Source organism: Alcanivorax sp. 97CO-5, assembly GCF_000524665.1.
Taxonomy (GTDB): Bacteria; Pseudomonadota; Gammaproteobacteria; order Pseudomonadales; family Alcanivoracaceae; genus Alcanivorax; species Alcanivorax borkumensis.
Genome location: NZ_KI965877.1, coordinates 1 through 22,022, shown reverse-complemented (window position 1 = coordinate 22,022; position 22,022 = coordinate 1). Strand labels below are relative to the sequence as shown.

15 protein-coding genes and 2 pseudogenes are annotated in these 22,022 nt (G+C 53.9%); 11 read left to right on the top strand and 6 right to left on the bottom strand.

Annotated features, from left to right (window positions below; all coding sequences use genetic code 11):
• Positions 1-144: 144 nt before the first annotated feature.
• From Y017_RS00080 to Y017_RS00060, 5 genes and pseudogenes are all read right to left on the bottom strand, one after another.
• On the bottom strand, positions 145-3,273 hold the full coding sequence (locus Y017_RS00080; protein WP_035458186.1) for an efflux RND transporter permease subunit: 3,129 nt from the start codon (positions 3,271-3,273) through the stop codon (positions 145-147).
• Entirely contained in the window at positions 3,270-5,009 is a 1,740-nt protein-coding gene (locus Y017_RS00075) for an efflux RND transporter periplasmic adaptor subunit (RefSeq protein ID WP_035458185.1), read from the bottom strand. Before Y017_RS00075 ends, Y017_RS00080 begins: the two co-directional genes overlap by 4 nt.
• Positions 4,999-6,294 (bottom strand): TolC family protein, encoded by a 1,296-nt coding sequence (locus Y017_RS00070; RefSeq protein WP_035458183.1) that lies wholly within the window; start codon positions 6,292-6,294, stop codon positions 4,999-5,001. Before Y017_RS00070 ends, Y017_RS00075 begins: the two co-directional genes overlap by 11 nt.
• Before the next feature lie 725 nt (positions 6,295-7,019).
• Positions 7,020-7,154: pseudogene (locus Y017_RS14965) on the bottom strand (Cd(II)/Pb(II)-responsive transcriptional regulator); the annotation flags it as partial.
• 156 nt (positions 7,155-7,310) lie between these two features.
• Positions 7,311-10,325 (bottom strand): Tn3 family transposase, encoded by a 3,015-nt coding sequence (locus Y017_RS00060; RefSeq protein ID WP_035458180.1) that lies wholly within the window; start codon positions 10,323-10,325, stop codon positions 7,311-7,313.
• A gap of 96 nt (positions 10,326-10,421) precedes the next feature.
• Between Y017_RS00060 and Y017_RS14960 the strand changes: the two genes are divergently transcribed.
• The 10 genes and pseudogenes from Y017_RS14960 to Y017_RS14945 all read left to right on the top strand — a co-directional run bounded on the left by Y017_RS14960 (position 10,422) and on the right by Y017_RS14945 (position 19,583).
• Entirely contained in the window at positions 10,422-10,730 is a 309-nt protein-coding gene (locus Y017_RS14960) for a DUF6516 family protein (RefSeq protein ID WP_050751203.1), read from the top strand.
• Positions 10,723-11,085 carry a MarR family transcriptional regulator gene (locus Y017_RS00050; protein ID WP_035458177.1) on the top strand — a complete coding sequence of 121 codons (363 nt, stop codon included), beginning with the start codon at positions 10,723-10,725 and terminating at the stop codon, positions 11,083-11,085. The genes Y017_RS14960 and Y017_RS00050 overlap by 8 nt, the downstream gene beginning before the upstream one ends.
• 221 nt (positions 11,086-11,306) lie before the next feature.
• The gene (locus Y017_RS14955; protein WP_081737544.1) at positions 11,307-11,675 is read left to right on the top strand and encodes a hypothetical protein; all 369 of its coding nucleotides are present in this window, start codon (positions 11,307-11,309) and stop codon (positions 11,673-11,675) included.
• Positions 11,676-11,756: 81 nt separating this feature from the next.
• Positions 11,757-12,173, top strand: coding sequence for a hypothetical protein (locus Y017_RS00040; RefSeq protein ID WP_035458174.1), 417 nt, complete (start codon positions 11,757-11,759; stop codon positions 12,171-12,173).
• Between the two features lie 17 nt (positions 12,174-12,190).
• On the top strand, positions 12,191-13,429 hold the full coding sequence (locus Y017_RS00035; RefSeq protein WP_035458172.1) for a TolC family protein: 1,239 nt from the start codon (positions 12,191-12,193) through the stop codon (positions 13,427-13,429).
• Between the two features lie 15 nt (positions 13,430-13,444).
• Complete coding sequence (locus tag Y017_RS00030; RefSeq protein ID WP_035458170.1) at positions 13,445-14,851, top strand: efflux RND transporter periplasmic adaptor subunit; 1,407 nt, start codon at positions 13,445-13,447, stop codon at positions 14,849-14,851.
• A gap of 15 nt (positions 14,852-14,866) precedes the next feature.
• Positions 14,867-18,064, top strand: a complete 3,198-nt coding sequence (locus Y017_RS00025) for an efflux RND transporter permease subunit (RefSeq protein ID WP_035458169.1) — start codon at positions 14,867-14,869, stop codon at positions 18,062-18,064.
• A gap of 62 nt (positions 18,065-18,126) precedes the next feature.
• Complete coding sequence (locus tag Y017_RS00020; protein ID WP_035458167.1) at positions 18,127-19,044, top strand: cation diffusion facilitator family transporter; 918 nt, start codon at positions 18,127-18,129, stop codon at positions 19,042-19,044.
• Positions 19,045-19,058: 14 nt separating this feature from the next.
• Positions 19,059-19,208 (top strand): annotated as a pseudogene (locus tag Y017_RS14950) (hypothetical protein); the annotation flags it as partial.
• Positions 19,209-19,307: 99 nt separating this feature from the next.
• Entirely contained in the window at positions 19,308-19,583 is a 276-nt protein-coding gene (locus Y017_RS14945) for a YnfA family protein (RefSeq protein WP_081737543.1), read from the top strand.
• A gap of 12 nt (positions 19,584-19,595) precedes the next feature.
• Here Y017_RS14945 and Y017_RS00010 read toward each other — a convergent pair whose 3' ends face one another.
• On the bottom strand, positions 19,596-20,624 hold the full coding sequence (locus tag Y017_RS00010) for a site-specific integrase (RefSeq protein WP_035458165.1): 1,029 nt from the start codon (positions 20,622-20,624) through the stop codon (positions 19,596-19,598).
• Between the two features lie 205 nt (positions 20,625-20,829).
• Here Y017_RS00010 and Y017_RS00005 point away from each other — a divergent pair, with 205 nt between their 5' ends.
• Positions 20,830-21,879, top strand: a complete 1,050-nt coding sequence (locus Y017_RS00005; RefSeq protein ID WP_035458163.1) for a DNA-binding protein — start codon at positions 20,830-20,832, stop codon at positions 21,877-21,879.
• Positions 21,880-22,022 lie beyond the last annotated feature (143 nt).

Genomic DNA, 22,022 nt, shown 5'->3' with positions numbered 1-22,022 from the left:
CCACAACCAGCCATCCATAGGGCATCTGGACATGACTATTCGTTTCGGGGGGGTATCGCAGCCCCCCCCCTCAATTATCAGTGCCGGATCAGCAGCTGATCCGGCGCCAAGACTAGGAGATTACCACCCAAGCTTTAAGCTTGGTCAATCCGGATTCCTATCACGTCGTTGCATCAGCAGATAGGCTGCGGGCAGTACGAAAAGTGATAACAAAGGTGCTGTTACCATCCCTCCTACCATGGGCGCAGCAATGCGGCTCATGATCTCGCTACCTGTACCTCCCCCCCAGAAAATCGGAAGAAGGCCGGCAATAATAACAGCTACAGTCATCGCCTTAGGTCGAACACGTAATACCGCGCCATCACGGATAGCACCCATCAAGGCAGCTTCATCCTTTTGGCCCTGCTCCTGTCTCTCCTGCCACGCCTGCTTTAGGTACAGCAACATGATTACGCCAAACTCGGCAGCGACACCCGCCAGGGCGATGAAGCCGACACCAGTAGCCACTGACAGGTTGTAGTCCAACAGATACAAGAACCAGATACCACCGGTCACCGCGAACGGTAACGTCGCCATAATCAGCAAGGCTTCACCGACACGGCGAAAGGTCAGGAATAACAGTACGAAAATAATCAGTAAGGTCGCCGGCACCACCACTTTCAGTCTCGCATTGGCCCGCTCCAGGAACTCAAACTGACCGGCAAAGGACAAGCTGACGCCCTCTGGCAGCCTGACTCCATCATTCACTGAGGCACGTAGATCATCCACTACCGAGGCTAGGTCACGCCCCCGAACATCGATATACACCCACCCAGACAGTCGGCCATTCTCACTTTTCAACATCGGTGGCCCATCGGTAATCTTGATATCCGCCACGGTTCCGAGGGTAATTTGTTTTCCTTCGGGAGTGACTATGGGCAAATCGCGTAAGCGATGCACCGTGTCGCGCCACTCGCGAGGATATCGAAGGCTGATCGGGTAACGCTCCAGCCCTTCCACTGTCTCACCGATGTTTTCACCACCAATCAAACCACTGACAACCGACTGAATATCCGCGATGTTGAGGCCATACTGAGCCGCAATGCCACGCCGAATATCGATATCTACATAACGACCACCAGTCAACCGTTCAGCCAATGCTGAGGAGACACCGGGTACTTGTTTGGCTACCTGTTCGATTTGACGGCTCACCTGGTCAATGATCTCTAGGTCATTACCCGCTACTTTGATGCCAATTGGGCTCTTGATGCCAGTGGCAAGCATGTCGATACGATTGCGTATCGGAGGAATCCAGATATTTGCCAGTCCAGGCACGCGTACAATACGGTCCAGCTCTTCGACAAGCTTCTCCGTTGTCATGCCTTCACGCCATTGGTCCTTGGGTTTGAAACGGATGGTGGTTTCAAACATCGTCAATGGTGCAGGGTCAGTCGCTGTCCGCGCACGCCCCGCCTTGCCGAACACCTGCTCCACCTCAGGCACCGTTTTGATCAACCGATCGGTCTGCTGTAGAAGCTCGGTAGCTTTTTGTGCTGACAAGCCTGGTAAGGCACTTGGCATATACAGCAAATCGCCCTCATCCAGCGGTGGCAAAAATTCACCACCAAGCTGACTTAGCGGCCAAAAGGCGGTAACAAAAACTAAACCGGCAACCAGCAAGGTGGTTTTCGGCCACGCCAAGACTCGCTCTAGTACGGGTTGATAACAACTAATCAAAAAGCGACTGATTGGATTACTTTCCTCGGAAGGTATCTTTCCCCGAATCCAGTACCCCATTAACAGTGGAACCAATGTCACCGATAGGCCGGCTGCCGCCGCCATAGCCCAGGTTTTGGTAAATGCCAGTGGGCCAAATAGCCGCCCTTCCTGTGCTTCCAAGGTAAAGACAGGAATAAACGACAAGGTAATAATTAGCAACGAGAAGAACAGCGCTGGCCCCACTTCGACAGCTGCTTGCTCTATGACTCGCCAATGCGCATTACCAGTCAGAGATTGCCCTGGGTTATCCCGATGCCAAATCTCAATTTTCTTGTGAGCGTTCTCGATTAACACCACTGCTGCATCCACCATAGCGCCGATAGCGATAGCAATGCCGCCAAGCGACATGATATTGGCATTGATGCCCTGGTAACGCATCACAATAAAGGCAGCAAGGATTCCCAGCGGTAGGGAAATGATGGCCACCAGTGACGAACGCAAATGGCCAAGAAACAATACGCACACCAGTGCAACTACAATGAACTCTTCAATCAATTTGTAACTGAGGTTTGTGACTGCTCGATCAATCAGCTCACTTCGATCATAGGTGGTGACGATCTCAACCCCTTCCGGCAAGCTTTCCCGCAGTGTCTCAAGTCGCTCATGCACGGCAGATAGCACGGCGCGGGCGTTCTTGCCCGAACGCAGAATGATGACCCCGCCGACGACTTCCCCTTCTCCGTCCAGCTCGGCAATACCACGCCGCATCTCCGGACCAAGGCGAATCTGCGCCACATCTCCAAGCTGTACTGGCACCCCATCAACCAGTTTTAGTGGGATTTTTCGGAAATCTTCGAGTGATTGAAGGTAGCCACTGGAGCGCACCATGAACTCCGCTTCGCCCAGCGTCAGCACTGCTCCCCCGGTTTCCTGGTTAGCTTGTTCTATCGCCTTGCGTACTTGTTGATGACTGATCCCATGGCTGGCGAGTTTGACCGGGTCAGGGACTACCTGATACTCACGTACCATGCCGCCTATGGTTGCCACTTCTGCAACGTCAGGCAGAGTCTGCAGCTCGTATTTTAGAAACCAGTCCTGTATCGAGGTTAGCTGCGATAGATCATGCTGGCCGGTGCGATCGATCAATGCGTACTGATAAATCCAGCCGACACCGGTAGCGTCTGGCCCAAGTGATGGTCGTGCTGTACGCGGCAATTCAGACTGGACCTGACTAAGGTATTCCAACACCCGTGAGCGTGCCCAATACAAGTCGGTACCATCTTCAAACAACACGTAAACATAACTATCACCGAAGAACGAGTAACCACGTACTGTGCGCGCACCTGGCACGGCCAGCATGGTGGTGGCAAGTGGATAGGTAACCTGTTTTTCCACCAGCTGCGGTGCCTGACCTGGGTAACTGGTGCGGATAATCACCTGTACATCGGACAGATCCGGTAAAGCATCTACGGGGGTATTGTTGATAGACCAGATTCCCCACGCACTCATGAACAGCGTCGCCAGCAGCACCAAAAATCGGTTAGCCAACGACCAGCGAATCAGGGTAGCGATCATGGTGCAACCTCCTGTTTGTCGAGAGACACCACCGTCAAGCCATTATCGGTATCTTTGACGCCGACGCGCACACGATCGCCCACTGCTATATCGCTGGCCACCTGTTCGCTGGCAAGACGAAAGCGCATGGTCATGCCAGGCATACCGAGCGTCTCAAAAGGCCCGTGTTTAAGCTTGACCTTGCCGTCGGATAGCCCCTCGATAACCCCCTCGGCGTAATGCAACGAATTCACTTGGGTGTCTTTTTGTTCCGCCTCCTGCTTTTCTAGGCGCTCCACAATCAACCCTTTGTCTGTATCACGAATGCCAATGCGCACGCGATCACCTACCGATATCCCTTTGCCTACTTGTTCATTCGCCAGGTTAAAACGCATGGTCATGGCAGGCATGGACAAGCTCTTGAAAGGGCCATGGTCCAGCATTATTTTGCTGCCATTCAGTTGCTCGACAACACCTTCGGCATAGTGCAGTGCGTTCATCATTTCCGTCTCATCTGACATAGCCAGCTCCTGAACGGCAATGCCTTGCAGGCTGGCTTCGGAATCGAGCAGGAACTGACCACTGACAACCACCTTCTGGTCTTCCTTCAGCCCTGCCAGGATCAGCGTTTGGTCTCCCAGCTCGCCCCCCGGCAACACTGCCTGCGGACGATATCGACCCTCCCCCTCATCAAGCATCACCAGGCTGCGCTTTCCTGTATGCAATAAGGCTGCGGTTGGTACGGCCAATGCTTTCTGTGTGGCTTCGCCATGAATGCGTACCTGAGCGCTCATGCCCGGACGCAGATCACCCTCGTCATTGGACAAGGTCACTCGCACCGGCACAGTTCGGCTGGACTGATCCACCAGAGGCAGAATGTCGGCAACTTGCCCCTCACGCAGTGCTGGCTTCACTCCTTGAACGGTCACGTCAACAGCGTTACCACTACTGACTTGCCCCAATTGGCGTTCCGGGACTGCTATCTCCACCCACACGGGGTTGAGTGACTGAATCTCCGCCACGGGAGCACCGGCCGACAGCGTCATGCCAGCACGAGCATTGAGACTGCGTATCACGCCATCATGCGGAGCTGTCACCGTCCAGGTTTCCAGCGGTTTACGTTGGCGTTCAATACTTCGGATCAGGGATGCAGGCATGCCCAATGACAACAGGCGCTCCCGCCCGGCGACGATCAGTTCGTTGTTGCCGCTGCCGAGCACGGCCAGCCATTCATGCTGAGCTCCAGTCCAGGCCGGAACTCTCAATTGCATCAGCGGCTGACCACTGGAGATAGTGTCGCCCTCAGCCAGAGGCCAGACCTTGTCTACGAAGGAAGGCGCGGGGCTTTGCAGGCGTGTCAGGGCGCGGTCGTTGTAAGCAATCAACCCCGTGACATCAAGCTGAGATTGTGACTGAGCCACGACCACCGAGGCACTGCGAATTCCCAGATTTTGTACCATGGCTGCATCAATACGGACCGTTGGCTGATCGCTATCATCACCACCATTGGCATAACGGGGCACCAACTCCATATCCATGAAAGGTGAGGGCCCGGGCTCGTCAAAGTGCTGCTGGGGATACATAGGGTCATACCAGTACAGCACTTCCTTTTCATCCGCTTTGCTGTTGGTTTCACCGCTGTCCATCGCCATCGATATACTGCTCTGCGAAGGGGTGACGTAACGGCCCAAATATATTCCGGCTAGCAACAACAGCGAGGCAGCCAAACCGATCAAGGCATTGCGTTTAATGTTCATTATCTTGCTCCTCGCCCACCATGCCGTGGTGGTCGTAGGTAAAATGGAGGGCGGCTGCCTGCTGGTCATACTGCCCGCTGAGATCAATCTCCTTCAGTTTGGCGTCCAGCCATTCGCTACGTGCCCGTACAAGATCGGCCAAACTGCCATCACCGCCGCGCCAAGCGGCCCTAGCCAATCCCACTTTCTCTTTTGCCAGAGGCACCAGTCGCTCCCGTTGCCGGGCAAGCGTGCGTTCCTGGCGTTCATATTCGGCCAGATCGCTCTGCAGCATCGCTTCATGTTCGCGACGTACCGCCTCTGCACGAGATTCCAGTGCTTGCCACTCAGCTTCCGCCGAGGCAATGCGAGGCCCCTGGCGCGACCGGCTGAACAATGGCAGGTCCACATTGACCTGTAGCATCGCCATGTCACTGAATTCTTCACGATTCATATAAGCCAGAGTTAAAGCCCAGTCCGGCTTCTTGGCGGCACGAGCCTCGTCCGCGTTAGCCTGGGCGACAGAAGCCTGACGCGACGCTATCTCAAGTTCAGGGTGCTTATGCAGGCTATTCAGTAACTGTTCAGCATTGATGGCGAAATCAGGTGCTTGGCCAGCCGGTGATTGCCGGCCGGCTTCCCCCAGCCAGCGTATTAAACGAGCCTTAGCCTGGCGTTGCCTGGCCAGAAGAGCATCTCGCCGATCCAGTAATGTCACGGCTTCCTGCCTGGGTGCCACGCTATCAATAGCCTTTCCTTGACCCGATGAAAGCCGGGCACGCACTGCCTTGTCGAACAAACGATTTTCAGCAATGAGTTCTTCCAGCAGGACTAGTTGACGATCCAGAGTGTGGAGCTCAATCCAGGCTTGAGCGGTCTGACGCAGCACGGCCAGACGAGTGGCCTCTTTCGTGGCCTCCGTTAAGCCGATTTGCTGTCTGGCACCTTCTGCCCTTGCTGTGCGTTTGCTGCGATTGGGGAAACGCTGGGTTACACCAATACGCTGCATGGTCATGAAATCACTCGACAGGCTGTAACGATCGGCGCCATCCACAGGTACATTGTCGAGGCCAAGAATCAGGGTGGGATCGGGCAAAGCATCGGCAGGCCCTTCTGCCTGCTGAGCGGCCTCGACGCGGGCCGATTCCGCCCGCAATTCCGGTGATTGACGTAAGGCGAGCTGTAGCGCCTGATCAAAAGTCAGGCCTTCTGCCCCAAACGCCTGGACACTAGCTAGCAGCAGGGAGGGCGCTAGCCAGCCGAGTGCGCGCCGATACCGGCCGGCGCTCAGAAATATCCAATACATGTGTCACTCCAACACGGATCATGGCGCGCAACGCGCCCTCAGTGGGCCCAGACCAGGCCGGACCCCGAAAAGATCAGTGAGAAAGCGCTAGAGGCGGTCGCCAGATGGTAGATAAGGCAAGGGGGAGATAGAGAGGGTTAGAAAAATGAGGGGTAGCCGGATTTGCTGCCTGAAAAGAAACCGCCGGAGCCGTATTCATGATCGAGAGCTGCCCAGCATGGCACTCCTGGCCAGGCTTGCAAACCGGGCCGCTGTGCGTGTTGGATTCACCATCCAGACAACAATCGTTTTGTGGCATGGCGGACATCATGCTGCAACGGTCATCCATGTCTGCCTGCATCATGGTTTGTTCCATGGGGCAAGGCTGCGCCAATTGCACCGCTGCCATCCCCTGCAAGGAGATGCTAAGCAGAAATAGGCAACTAATGAAAAACCGAGCAATAAACATATGGTGTCAGCATAGTCCGAAGCAATGTGCTATTAACAACATAAACCTTGGGGTAGCCCCCATGTCAACGTTTAATATTGAGCTATGTAACTATTGATCGCCAGCTCTGCTCCCTCTGGCATGCTCTTCTGCTACGCCACAGCCTTCAATAGCATTACTTGATGAAGCGTGAAAGTGTCTCTCGATGCCATTCCAGGCGCCTGTTGGCATGCTGGGTACCGAGGCTTATGTCGACAGGTGGCGGCGTGGTTAAGAACTATAAAATCGACACTTTGATCTATTGCGGTTGTACGATGCCTTCGCTGATGCCTGCAAGAACCCCGCAAGCATCAACTTCACGGCCATCGTTGCACCTCGCTCTCAGGGAAACGAGTTGCTTCTCAAGCGATTGCAAAGCCGTTATCTGCGACCGCGCATCAGCAGACTTCCTGTTATAAGCAACCTGTTGGCTTTACACACCTAGAGAGTTAATCACAATGAGTTGGATTAAAGTTGAACGGGCTGAGCAAACCCCGTGGAACTTGATCACGAGGGTCGGCAACGATTCCTTAAATAAACAGCCACAAGATTAATTAATGATCAACCCGGTGTCTTTGTCTGGTATTGGGATTGGTATGTTAAACTCGATGTTGGGGACTTCCCGGTCCATATTCATTGAGTACGTTCCAAAACGATTGATATTGCCCCTGCGAAAAGGTGATGTCCCGGCAAGCACTTCGGGGTCAATCGGATAGCCCTCTTCTGCCAACTCCCCAAGCGCCTTTGTCATTGTCACCACGTTGTAAAGAATAATCATGTTGGCGACAAGATGATTATATTTGATGATTTTTTGCTGTTCGTGCCGAACGTTCTCCGCGATCAAGCCATCATTGCCAAACATCACCCACTGCAAGAAATCGTTAAATTCCTCACTTTTGCACGTCGCGGCCTGGATCATTTCCCTGATTTCAGCCTCCGCAATGTATTGCAGCAGGAAAACGGTCCGAACGACTCGACCGAGCTCTCGCAAAGCCAGGTAAAGCTTGTTTTTTCTGGAATAGGTTCCCAATCGTCGCAGAATGGTCGATGCGTTGATTCTTCCGGCTTTCACTGATAACGCAATGCGTAGCATATCGGGCAGACACGATTCGATCAGCTCCCACTTTATGGTGTCCTTGAACAAGGTATCGATATGCTTAAAGTGATCCTCTTTGCTGATCCGGTAGAGCTTCAGATGTTTAATGCCTCTAATCCTGGGCATCAGCTTGATGCCCAGCAGGTAAGCGAGCCCGAACACCGCTTCACTCTGGGATTGGGTATCTCCATGTATGGTATCGGGCTGAATGTCTGACTGATTTTTCAATAATCCATCGAGGATATACACGGCCTCATAAACACCACAGGGAATGAAGTGGCTGAATAACGCAATATAGGTATCAGACAAATGATAGTAGCCGAGGCCACCGGTACCCAAATACCGCAAATGGTGTTCACTCAAAAGATTTTGCTCGTAAAGATCCCATTTGGTGCCGTCGGCTGACGCCGTCTTGCCGGTACCCCAAATCTTCGGTAGGGAGAATCGATTGTAGGCATTGATGACCTTGGTAATGGCCTCATCGATCTTCTCCTCTGTCGAATGACGCAGGTTCAACCACGCAATCTGGCGACGGTTAATGCCCTCAATGGAACGGGAGGTTTGTGTGGGCCCCAGGTTGCAGCCGAAACAAAATAAGGTAACGATAAAGCGACGCTGATGATCGGTGAGTTTGGTTTCATGCCCCGATAATGGCTTGAAACCCTTGCTTAATCCCAGCCATTTTTCCATATCAATTAATACGTCGAGGATGCTGGTTTCCGACAGCCGGTCATCCAATGCACGATTGATTCTTTCCAGTGCGGCGGGAATGGGTTTGCGTTTAACGCGCTGAATGACCAACTCACCTTTTTCAATTCTGACCTGATCATTGCCCGGAAATTTTTTATCGGTTTCATTCGATGACTTTCTCAACCAACGTTTAAGTTCGGCAATAAGCGCTTTGGGGTCGGTAATGATGCCGGCCAGTTCACCGTACTCGGCGATCTGTTCGTGATACTCCTCCCAGCTCACCAACTGGTCTCTAAAATCGCCATATTTATCACTGCCCATGATCACCACGTCGCCAGACTTCAACTCCTGGGCCAGCGTTGTTAACAAGCAGAGTTCGAAATATTTTCGATGCACTTCCGTGTTGTTTCTGTTGCGGGTCGTTTTTCCAGTGACCAGTTTTAACCATTTATCGGGTATCCACGACAGATCAAGCGGCTCGCCCTTGGCATTCACGGCATCCAGAGTCGGCTTACGACTACGACGATGCCCCATGATTAAGGCCAGAGCATCGAGCGTCGATTGATCCTGAGTCGTCGATTGTAAATCCATGTGGGCAACGCAATCGAACAACAGAGCCCGCTTGCTCCGGTAGAGTGACAGCATAAAGGGCAGATAATTATTGTTGGCATAGGCCAACTGCTCGTCACAGCGCTTTTTAAGTTCGTCGGGTTCTCCCTGAAATGCCTGGGCAATCGCGTCGAGGCGCTCTATCTCGGTACCGGGAATCTGATACGCCTGGATAACATCCCGTAATGCCGCGATTAGAGCGTCAACCTGCTGAGTTTGTGAGAGCTGATGCTGTTTAAGGGCTTCATTGGCGTGATTGATCAGATTCTGGACGATACGGATAAAAATGTCGGCAATGTCATCAGAGGCTTTTCCTGTCTGGGCGCGAATGAAAAGTGCCGCCAAGGCATAGCGCTTATGCTCGGCCAACTCATTCATGTTGGCGACGTTGAGGGCTCTAGCTTCAATGACAAAGCGCTTGAGCTTGGGCGCGGGTAGCATCAGGTCTTTCGGCAGACAATCGTCAAAGGTTCTCAACCAGCGGAGGTGGTCTACAAACTCTTTCACGTTGCTGACCGTCGGCTTTCGTGGCTCCTGCTTGATGAGGTCCCAAAGGCTCTTGGATTGGCTCGTTTTCGTAGTGGGCGTCAGAACCTCTTGAATACGGGTTTTGGCGCTTTCAGACAGGTCATGGTATACAGCCTCGAACAACTCACGATTGACCTGTGCTCTCGCTGCTTTTGCCTCACGCACGAAGGTACCAAATGCTGGCAGTTCGTACCGGGCCTTTGCCATCGACTCCAGGCCCACGTTGATGATATCCGGGATCTCGTCTTTGGTGGTGGCCGCCTCACGCAAAGCAGACTTGAGAAACTCAAGAGTGGTGTCGCTAACCGGGGTAATACCCAGGAAGTCTCGGATCGACTTGAGATGCCGCTGACGAGTGCCGGAAGTATCGTAATTTTCCAGAGGAGCGGCCTGACTTTTGAGTTCCAGGCACGTCATCAGATGGTTCAGTATTGCCTCCGGCACTTCAGCAATGGGAACAAAATAGCCCAGACGCTGAAAGGTCTTTAGTAACACCATGAATCCCAAGCGAGCGGTAGGCTGGCGAGTCTGGGATCGAACCAGCTCAAGCTCTTCCTGGTTCGGCGTATAGACGGTAACCAGATCCTCAGGTGTCGGCTGAGACTTTAACCGCGGATAAGCGGTTTCATGTAAGGCGGTCATGATTATTCTAGATTTTTATAACGTCGGTTGCATTCCACAGAATTCGATACTATACACCACTATCACGCATATACGCCATATGGTATCATTAGCCATATGAAAGCAGAATTACTCTTCAGGGACAAGTACGTCTACCGGGACGGCGCCATCCGCGAAATGGTGATCTGGCGACTACCGGCTCCCGACGCGGAGCGACCACATGGGTTGAAATACCGGCTCTATTACGGCCAGTCCGGCCACTGCCTGGTCCGCTATGACAATGAGCGCGGCAAAGGGGATCACCGGCATTACGGAGACGCTGGAGGACAAGAGCACGAAGAGAATTACACCTGGATCTCCGTACAACAACTTATCGCCGACTTTAAAGCCGACATCGAACGACTGCGAGGTGAACAACATGACTAAACAGCATATCCATATTGGCACTGAAAATCCTGACAAAGGGTTTGATCGCTTTGTGGATGCCTGGCAACGGGCAGAACGCGGCGAGAAAATCGATACAGAGGTTCACTTGAATTTCGAAGACCTCTCCATGCTTCTGGCGGTGATCACCCCTCGACGTCTGGAGGTGCTGAGGACGCTCCGCCAACAGGGCCCGATGAGTGTACGGGCGCTGGCAACCACATTGGCGCGTGACTACAAGAATGTTCATGCCGATACCCGCGCCCTGGAGGAAGCGGGTTTGTTGAAGCGGACGGAAACCGGCGCCTTGCAGGCCCCTTGGGATGTCATCGATGCCCACTTGAACCTGGTGGCATGATGGTTTGCGTTGTATACAATTGGATACTGTCTAATGCGGCAACCGTTAATGTCGAGACCCTCTGCTTCAGCTCCCACCTAAATGCAGGAGAAGCTGCTGTGGTGATTAATGCACGCTGTAGAACGGTCTACTCGGAAAAGACTGAAGAAACTTTTCTATAATATGATAGTCTTTAGCAGCTAGTGTTTTGAACCTGACAGCATAAGGGCTCCACATTCCACATGAACATCCGCCATTACTTAACTTGTCTACTGGCCTTACTGATTGCCCTGCAATCTGTGGCTGCCATGGCGGACGTTCACCAGCTTCATCAATCCGGGACGGAGCACCTGGAATTCGACCATTCGCATCAATCCACTGCCACTGATACCCACAACGACAATCTGCTCGCCAAGCAGACACCCGATCAGCCCGGACAGTCTGTATATGACTGCCACCATTGCTGCCATTGTCATGGCCACGGCTCTGTCGTTCTGATCGGAGCCACTTCACACTTAGCCGATTTATTCTCAGAAAACGGACAAGCCGACTATCAGGCCAACCTCACCTCTGGTATTCCCCCCTCTCTGTTTCGCCCTCCAATCGCCTGATCGCGCCTCAACAGCACGTCATCAGCCTCTGTAGCCTTGGGTTACAGCGAACAATTGGTATTTATTTTAGGGTGAAACATCATGAAACAGATCGCTATTGGGCTCGCGCTTGTCAATTCCGCTCAGGCCGAAAACAGCTTGCCTGAAATTGAAGTCGTCAATACCGACAACCAACGCTGGCATTTCCGCCAGGTGACCGTGAACCATACCGCCGCGGAGCTGACCGTCTTCGGACGGATGGATGCTCACCTGCGCTACGGCCTTCCCCGAGGCCATGTAGACATCGCAGCCTGGTCTGCTGATAACGAATTGATTGCGGAAACAACCACTGATTACTCACCGCGCCTTCTCACCAGACGCGCATCACGCAAGGGCGGCGTGCGTTTTTCTGCAAAGCTCCCCGCCTTGCCTGGTGATACCGTAATAAAGGTCGCCTTTCACCGGGATGAACCCCAACAACGGCAAAATCCGGTGCACGACCAAACCGTCGCACGCTGAATTTCAGGAGCATCAATATGAGACGATTTGACTGGCCCAGACGGGCCTTGCTGGGCGCGTGCGTGCTTTTTCTGCCCATGTTTGCTTACGCAGAGACATCGAGTTGGAGCGCCTGGCTCGCCTCCCAGATACAACAACACCCCGAGGTGCTTGCCGCCCGCGAGCAATTGCTGGGCTCCAACGCCAGCGCCGATGCGCTGGAGCAGCCGCTTTACAACCCGGAGCTGTCCACCGATTTGGAGCGTAATGGAGAGGAAGACAACTACCGGGTCGGCGTTCAGCAGACCATCGACTGGTGGGACAGACGGGGTGCAAGACGGCAGCAGGCGGGCTTTATGCGAAGCGCCGCCGAAGCGCTGTACCAGCAACAAGTGTTGGACAAAACCGCCGAGGCGCTTGCCGCACTGGTGGAGTGGCATGCCGCCAACCGCGCCGCCGCCATTGCCCAAGCGCAACAGCAGCAACTTAACGCCTTGCTCGAACAGGTGGATAAGCGCCAGCAGGCAGGTGATCTGGGCAGCATCGATGCCGAACTCACCTTTCTGTCCCTGTCACAGCAGCTGGCTCAGGTTGCCGAGGCCGAAGCCGCGATACAGAAAGCCGAAATCCGGGTTCGCGAGCTGCTGCCCGCATGGGCGCCCACGCGAGGCGGCATTCCTGATGATTTCTGGCCCTCCCAGCCAGACTTGACCTCGGATCAGGAGTTACTGCAACACCCGGCCGTAGCCAGCGCCCACGCCCGCTGGCAGTCGCTGAAGGAGGAAGCTGAAGTGACACGGCGTACCGCCAAGGCGGAGCCCACCTTTGGCGTCAATTCCGGTCGTGATGGTGGAGAGAGCGTTGTCGGGCTGACCTTCTCCATCCCGTTGAATGTCCGCAACAACTTCAGTGCAGAAACTCGCGCCACCGAACGCATAGCGCTGGAGGCCGAGGCTCGTTTTCAGGCTATCTACCGCAAGCAGCGCTTTGACTGGCAGGCTGCACAGGCCACCTGGCAGCGCTTTGAACAGCAATATCGCCGCTGGCAAGAGGTTGTTCAGGGTCGGGTCGAGAACAGCGCCGAACTGCTGAAACGGCAATGGCGCACGGGTGATCTGTCCACCACTAATTATCTGCTGGCCTTGAATCAACGCACCGAAAGCCTGCTGGCAGGCATTGAGCTGGAAAAGCAGACACGGCTTGCGCTCACCGAAGCACTTCAGCAATCGGGCCACCTGATCAACGCAATAAAGTCATCGACCGCGTCAACGAATTAAACAGGAATGATAAACATGAATAAAACACTGGTAGCCATCTTGGTGGCGGGTCTTGCGACCGCAACCGCCAGCCACGCCAAAGAATCTGAGTCTGAGCATGCACGTGAGCATGGGCAGGAAAAAGCGATAACGGCGGCACCCCATAGCGAACAGGATAATCATGACGATCATCGTGAGGAAAACCATGAAGAGCATGATGACCATAAGCCTGACACCGAGCACGGCCACGCGGAACACGGCGAGGACGTCAATAGTGATCACAAGGATGCGCACGATGATCATGGCGACGAAAATCATGATGAACACAGCGCCCACGACGAGCACAACTCCGGCTCAGAACACGGACATGAAGAGCATAGCGAGGGCGGTGACCACGGTGATCATGGTGGGCATGGAGGTCACCAAGAAGCTGCTTCTGCGTCACTGAACCCGGCGCAAATGACCCTGGCCGATATTCAGATCAACCCACTGACTCCCAGAAAGGTCGATTATCAGCTTTACGCACCGGGGGAGATCCTTTCCAACGGTTACACCAGTTACCGAGTATCGCCCCGGGTGCCTTCCGTGGTGCTGCGCCGCCATGTCGCCCTCGGCGATCACGTCGAACAGGGTCAGCCGCTGGTTACTCTGTTCAGTGAAGCCGTGGCGCAGGCACAAGCCAATTACCGCACGGCCTGGCCTGAATGGCAAAGAGTAGAGGAACTTGGGCGCAAAACCGTGGGTGAACAGCGTTACATCACGGCCAAAACCAGCCTGGAGGCAGCCCGGGCGACGCTGCTGGCCTACGGCCTTTCGGCCTCGGACTTGCAAGCGTTGGTCGCTCCTCAGCAATCTGTTGCATTAGGGGAGTATACCCTGCATGCCGAGATTGACGGCGCGGTGCTCAGCGATGATTTCGAGCAGGGGCAGCGCATCGAGGCGGGCGCGCCCTTGATTGCGTTGGCCGATGAAAAGCAACTCTGGGTGGAGGCCCACCTGCCCGCCGATCTCTCCCTGACGCTGGGCGCGGGAACAAGAGCGGAAGTGGTGGCTGGGGATGTCCGTGTAAACGCCAAGGTCACTCAGGAGGCGCACACCATTGACCCCATCACCCGTACCCGTACCGTGCGCCTGTTGGTCAATAACCCGGAACACCGCCTGCACCCCGGCCAGTTCGCCGAGGTGTATTTCCGATTCCAGACTAAAAGACCCGTGCTGGCGGTACCCGAAACCGCACTGATGCGCGGCGCAGACGGAGATTGGACGGTATTCGTGGAAGACCATCCTGGCGAATTCCAGCCAGTGGAGGTGAAGCTGGGTCGAGCGCTCGGGCCGCTACGTGAAATTAGCGGTGTCGGTCCGGGGGCTCGCATCGTCACTCAGGGCGCTTTCTTTGTTGCCTCTCAGATCGCCAAGGGCGGCTTTGACCCCCATAACCACTAAGCAGTAGGAGACCCCATGTTTAACCGAATTATCGATTGGGCGGTCATCAACCGATTGCTGGTGGTGATAGCCCTGATCACACTAACGGTCAGTGCCGTTTTTATTATTCCAAAACTGAATCTGGATGCTTTTCCGGATGTGACCAACGTGCAGGTATCTGTCAATACCGAAGCACCGGGGCTGGCTGCCGAAGAGGTGGAACAGCTTATTACCTATCCCATCGAAGCCGTGATGTACGCCTTACCGGATGTGGAAGAGGTGCGCTCCATTTCCAAAACCGGCCTGTCCGGCGTCACCGTAGTCTTTAAAGAAGGCACCGATATCTATTTTGCCCGGCAACTGGTATTTGAGCGGCTTCAGGCTGCCAAGGAGCTGATCCCCGATGGCGTCGGCACGCCGGAAATGGGCCCGAATACTTCCGGTCTGGGTCAGGTCTATCAGTATCTTCTCGTGGCCGAACCCGATGCCGGTTTCGATGCCATGGCATTGCGCAGTTTGAACGACTGGGTGGTGAAGCTGCTATTGATTCCGGCCGAGGGTGTGACCGATGTGCTATCGTTCGGCGGTGAGGTGCGTCAGTACCAGGTAAACCTGAACCCGTCCCGACTGTTGGCCTACGAGCTGACCCAGGACGAAGTCATGATGGCACTGGAGCGCAACAACACCAACGTCGGCGGCTGGTATATGAACCGGGGCCAGGAGCAACTGGTGATCCGGGGTACGGGTTGGCTGGATCATGGTGAGAAGGGTTTGGAACAGATCCGTCAGGTGCCACTGAAAACCGTGGACGGTACTACGATCACCGTGTCCGATGTGGCGCAAGTGGCGCTGGGCAGTGAGATCCGTCAGGGCGCGGTGACCATGACGCGCAAGAACGCCGACGACAAGGTGGAGAATCTCGGCGAGGTGGTGTCCGGCATCGTGCTCAAGCGAATGGGGGCCAACACCAAGGCCACCATTGATGGAGTCAGTGCGCGCATTGAGCGTATTAACCAGGCATTACCGGAAGGTGTTCGCTTCGAGGCATTTTACGATCAGGCGGATTTGATCACGCAGGCGGTGCAGACTGTGGTCAATGCCCTGCTGCTGGCGTTTATTTTCATCGTCGTGATCCTTGCGCTATTCCTGATGAACCTGCGCGCCACCTTTCTGGTGTTGATGTCCATCCCGATCTCCATTGGAATCGCTTTAATGGTGATGGCGTGGTTCGGATTGTCGGCCAATCTAATGTCGCTGGGGGGGATTGCGGTCGCCATTGGCATGTTGGTGGATGGCTCCGTAGTGATGGTGGAGAACATGTTTAAACATCTGACGCACCCGGATGCTGAACATGATACCAAGAGACAATCGCGGGTGGATTCCGATGACGTGGACCCTTTTGATGTGGCCCACGACCGTCATGGTATTGCCTTGCGCCTGCAGGAAGCCGGTAAGGAAGTCGCTCGCCCCATCTTTTTTGCCACGGCCATTATTCTGGTTGTCTTCATGCCGCTGTTTAGCTTTGAAGGTGTCGAAGCCAAACTGTTTCAGCCCATGGCCATCAGTATCATGCTGGCTATGCTCTCGGCAGTGTTAGTGGCCTTGATCATCGTACCTGCACTGGCCACCTACCTCTTTCGCAAGGGTGTGCGTCAACGCGATAGCTTTGTGTTGAAGCCGCTCGACAGGCTCTATCGTAAAGGATTAGCCTGGGCGATGGGGCACAGCAAAATGGTGGTGGGTGTTGCAGCCGTTATGGTGATAGCGGCTGCGCTGGTGCTGCCCCGCCTGGGTACGGAGTTCGTGCCCGAACTGGAGGAAGGTACCATCAATCTGCGTGTCACCCTGGCACCTTCTTCCAGTCTGGACACGGCCCTGGAAGTGGCCCCCAAACTGGAGGCCAAGTTGATGGAATTCCCGGAGGTAACCTATGCGCTGTCGCGCATTGGCCGGGCTGAAATCGGCGGCGATCCTGAGCCGGTGAATAACATCGAGATCTATATTGGCCTTAAACCGGTGCCGGAATGGACCAGTGCAGACAACCGATATGAACTCCAGTCATTGATGGAACAGAAACTGGAGCAACACCCAGGCTTACTGCTCAACTTCTCGCAACCCATCGCAACCCGTGTGGACGAGTTGCTCTCGGGCGTCAAAGCGCAGCTGGCCATCAAGTTGTTTGGTCCCGATCTTGCCGTGCTGGCCGAAAAGGGCCAGGCCATTGAGGCCGCAGTGAAAGAAATCGAAGGGGCGCGCGATGTGGCCATGGAGCAGATCGCCGGTGAATCTCAACTGGTGGTGAAGCCGAACCGCAGAGCTTTGTCCCGTTACGGTCTGGCCGTGGGCGACGTGATGGAGCTGGTACGCGAAGGGCTGGGAGGTGCCAGTGCCGGCCAGATCATCAATGGCAACGAGCGTTACGACATCTACGTGCGGCTCGCCGAGCGGTTTCGCGAAGACCGTGAAACCATTGCCGATCTGCGCTTACAGGCCCCGTCAGGTGCCTGGGTACGCCTAGGGGATGTGGCGGAAGTCAGTATCGCATCTGGACCACCGCAGGTACGTCGTGATGACGTGCAGCGTCGGGTTGTAATTCAGGCCAATGTTCAGGGACGGGACATGGGCAGCGTGGTTGCCGATATTCGTCAGGCGATTGTGGAGCAAGTGGACCTGCCCACCGGCTATTCCGTCGATATCGGTGGCCAGTTTGAAAACCAGCAGAGAGCGCAAAAGCGTTTAGCACTGGTGGTGCCGGTTTCGCTGGGATTAATTGCCTTGTTGCTTTATTTTGCCTTTGCCTCGGTTGGCCAGGCCATGCTGATTCTGGTGAATGTCCCGCTGGCGGTGATTGGTGGCGTGTTTTCACTCTGGATTTCCGGCCAGTATCTGTCGGTACCCAGCTCAGTGGGCTTCATCACCCTGTTCGGGGTCGCTGTACTGAATGGCGTTGTCATGGTGGAAAGCATCAATCAACGGATTGCGGACGGCCTTAAAGTATCGGATGCGGTGTTTGATGGAGCGGTTTCAAGGCTAAGGCCCGTGTTGATGACTGCTATTACCTCGGCACTGGGCCTGATCCCCATGCTGCTGTCGAATGGTGTCGGCGCAGAAATCCAAAAGCCTCTGGCGAGTGTGATCGTGGGCGGGTTGGTAACCGCTACGTTCTTGACGCTGTTTGTATTGCCGGTGCTGTTTGCCTGGTTTTCAAAAGGCAAGTTAAGCGACATGGCATAAACGTTGTGCCTGCCCTTATCGTTACGGTCAGGGCAGGTACATTTATTGTGTAAGGGTTGCTCATGCATCAACACGATCATTCACACCACAAAGATGAAAGTGCAAGCCGCATAGCAATGGCGTTCTTTCTTAACGTGGGCTTTACCATCATCGAATTCATCGGCGGCTGGCTCACCAACAGCACGGCTATCATGGCCGATGCGGTGCACGATCTGGGCGACAGTCTGTCCATTGGCAGCGCCTGGTTCCTGAACCGGCTGGGACGTAAATCCGCCGACACCGAATTCACCTATGGCTACCGGCGGTTGTCCCTGTTCGGCGCCCTGATCAACGGCCTGGTATTGATTGCCGGATCGCTGTGGGTATTAGGCGAAGCAATTCCCCGACTGGCCAATCCAGTGATGCCCGTCACCGAGGGCATGTTAGCGCTGGCGATTCTGGGCGTCACCGTCAACGGTATTGCTGCTTATCGCCTTAGCAAGGGAAATACGCTGAACGAAAAGGTATTGAACTGGCATTTATTGGAAGATGTGCTGGGGTGGGTGGCAGTGCTGATTATTTCAATCGTTTTGCAGTTTGCCGACTGGCCTATTCTCGACCCATTGTTATCGGTGGGGTTTACTCTCTTTATTCTGTTTAATGTGTGTCGGAATCTTTGGGTAACCTGCAAGCTTTTCTTTCAGGCTGTTCCAGATAAGGCGCTTCACGAAGAGATCCGGCGAACACTAATTGGCATTAATGGCATCAGCGGAATTCATCACCAGCACCTCTGGTCCCTGGATGGTGAACAGCATGTATTGACGGCCCATATCGTAGCGGATCACGAGGGAGTTTTTGGCCCTGACGAATACTGTGCCATCAAACAATCCATTGCTATGGCGCTCGAACAATACCCGCTGGCTCACACCACAATTGAAATCGAACTGCCCGAAGAAGCTTGCCGGGATCAACCCGTGCCCAGCCAAACGGATCAGCACTAACAAGAGAACTTCGTATGTCCATCCTCTACACGCTCGGTTTGTTTATCATCACAGCTATTGCGGAAATAGTCGGCTGCTACCTGCCATACCTCTGGCTGAAGAAATCGGCATCCGCATGGGTTCTGCTGCCGGCTGCGTTCAGCCTGGCGTTGTTTGCCTGGTTACTGTTGTGGGCAAACAAATAAGTCTGTAACTGGACAGTGCTGGAGCCCCGATTCTACCGTCGTCAGATATGCCTTACCGAAAATTATATTTGTAACTGAATGAACGATTTTCGCCTTAAATCACGCTACAGCCTGCATTCCACCGTTTTAGTTACAGACTTATTTGTTACGGTTACAAACATATTTGTTCAACTACAACTGTCTCTTCATCCAACCACCGCGGGCCGGGTTTATGCCGCCTATGGCGGCGTCTATGTTTCGACAGCCATGCTGTGGCTATGGGGTGTGGATGGGATTCGCCCGCACCTATGGGATTTTGTTGGCGTGGCCGTCACTCTGGTAGGGATGGGCATTATCATGTTCGCACCGAGATGATTTCGATCCTGTTTACTTTCCCTTTTTTGGAGATTCAGCGTTCAGCAGCAAACTCATTTTTTCCATCAGAATGACTGACGCGTTATTGTTGAACTGCTGTCCTTCCTCAATGTACTCCCAAACGGTAGCATCACTTTTCCAACCTCCTTGCTTTTTAATCAGTTCATAGTCCACGCGTTCCCGAGCCGCCGAGGTAGAGAGGCCGCGACGAAAACTGTGACTGCTCAGTTCGGGGACAAAATCGAACTGACAGGCTTTACCAAGGGTTTTGAGCACATCATTGATTGCCCCAGGATTCAATTGCCTGGCTTGAACCTGATCCCAGCGATTGACCGGCCGAAACAGCGGACCAATCGCTATATCAGCGGTATCCATCCATTGCTTTATTGCTCTGGCTGGACAACAGGTTGGATTCCCTGCAAAAGGCAGGGCTCGCACTAAGCCAGTAGCTTGCTGATCGGTCTTGGAACGGGGCAGCCGAATGATCAAGCCCTCAGGCTCCCACACCAGGTCCGTGACTTGTATTGCGAGCAACTCGCTGCGACGAAACGCCCCGAAGAAGCCCGTTAGCACCAGTGCGATATCCCGATACTTCTTCTTGCTATCTGGTAGTTGCTGGAGATGCTTTACCATCTGTGCGATGTGCTCCAGGCGCAGCGCCTTGGCTTTGCGTTTGGGTTGGCCGTGAGTGCGGCGGATGCCTTCCATCGTTTTGCGCACGAGAGGATCTTTTACTGGATCAGCGACTCCCTGGTAGTAGTGCCATTGGCCGATGGCCGTCAGGTGGAGATCCAGTGTCCGAGGGTTGAGAGATTCAGCTTTGATCAGTAGATAGCGCACGACAGTATCCCTGTCGGTAGGCAGTCGGCCACCCCATTTTTCGAATTGGCGAATGGCCGAGCGATACGCTTTGCGCGTGTTGTCAGAGGTGGCTGCCTGGAGATAGTGACGCAGCGCTTCGGATTCCCGATGGGCAATCTGATATGATCGCTCATTACGTAATGATAAGTCAGTGGTCAATTTGGGTGGTTTGCTGTGCATGAATCGAATTCCTATCGCGGTCGCTCAAAAGGCGGCTATGTACCGGCGTTACAAGTGAAAAAATTATGCCTGATTATCATAACCAACGATAATGGTCATTATCGTTAGTTAATATTTGAAATTCAAGTAGTCTTGAAAATCATAAATATAATGTAATAATACGTTATACATAATACGGTACCAAATAATCTGAGAGGAAATCCCTATGGCACGCGCCGGAGTCACTTACCACGATGTTGCCAAAGCCGCTGAAGCCATCAAAACGAAAGGCCAAGAACCTACGGTGGATCGGGTGCGCGAACATTTGGGCACCGGCAGCAAAAGCACGATCGCGCCACTACTCAAGCGCTGGCGTTCCGATAACGGGGACGCGGCCGATACCAATGGACTCCCGAGCGACTTGGTGGAGGTCGTGAAATCTCTCCACGAACGAGTGCAGCAGATGGCCGACCACCGCATCGAGCAGGCCCGACAGGAGTTCAAAGGGCTGAATGAAGATCTCCGGAAAAAGCTCGACGACGCCAGCAACGCGATTACGCAGCTCACTGCCCGCCAGAAAGATTTAGAAATCCAGATCGGGCAACTTACCAACGAAGTAGACCAGAAAACTCAGGCTCTGGAAGATACACGCATCAACCTGACCAAGGCAGAGATGCAACGGGACGAGGCTATTGCCCGGACCGCCGATTTGAAAGAAACCGTCACGGAACTCAAGCAGGAAAACCGGGATATCCGTGACCATTTCGAGCATTACCAGCAGCGAACAGCCGAAGATCGTCAACAGGAGCGCGAACAATTTCGTTCGGTTAACCAGGGATTGAAAGACCAGATCCTGGATCTGCAACACCGGCTCACCCAGGCCGAGTCAAGATCGTCCGAGCTGTTGGATGCCAATGCGCAGTTAGAAAACAATGCCGATAAACTTGAACAGGCCAATGCAACGCTAAACAGGGACCTAAACGGAAAGGTAGATGATATCCAGAAGCTGAAACGCGACCTTGAAGACGCCATGACGAAGAACCGGAAAAACCAGCATAAAAATGAGCAATTGGCAGAAAAAATATCTGCTCTCACTGTTCAGAAAGCAGAAGTCGATAAGGAAGTGGCCGTGTTATCACAGGCTTTGGAGGCCACCAAAACCGAATTGAAAACCACACAGGATAAAGTGACGTATCTGACCGACGAGAACAAAGCAATTCTTCAGGAAAAGGCGGTGATCCAGGGGCAATTTAAACAGCTCCAGGGTTCGCTATAATTATGGTCAAACTTGTCAAATTTGGAGGTTCTTCCACAAGGAAAATGGCAGGTTAGCGCTTTTGTACGAAAACCTACACTTGCAAGGACTCAAGAGGACTGAAACCGCAGGATCTGATTTGTATTAGTTCAGACCAAATCTGA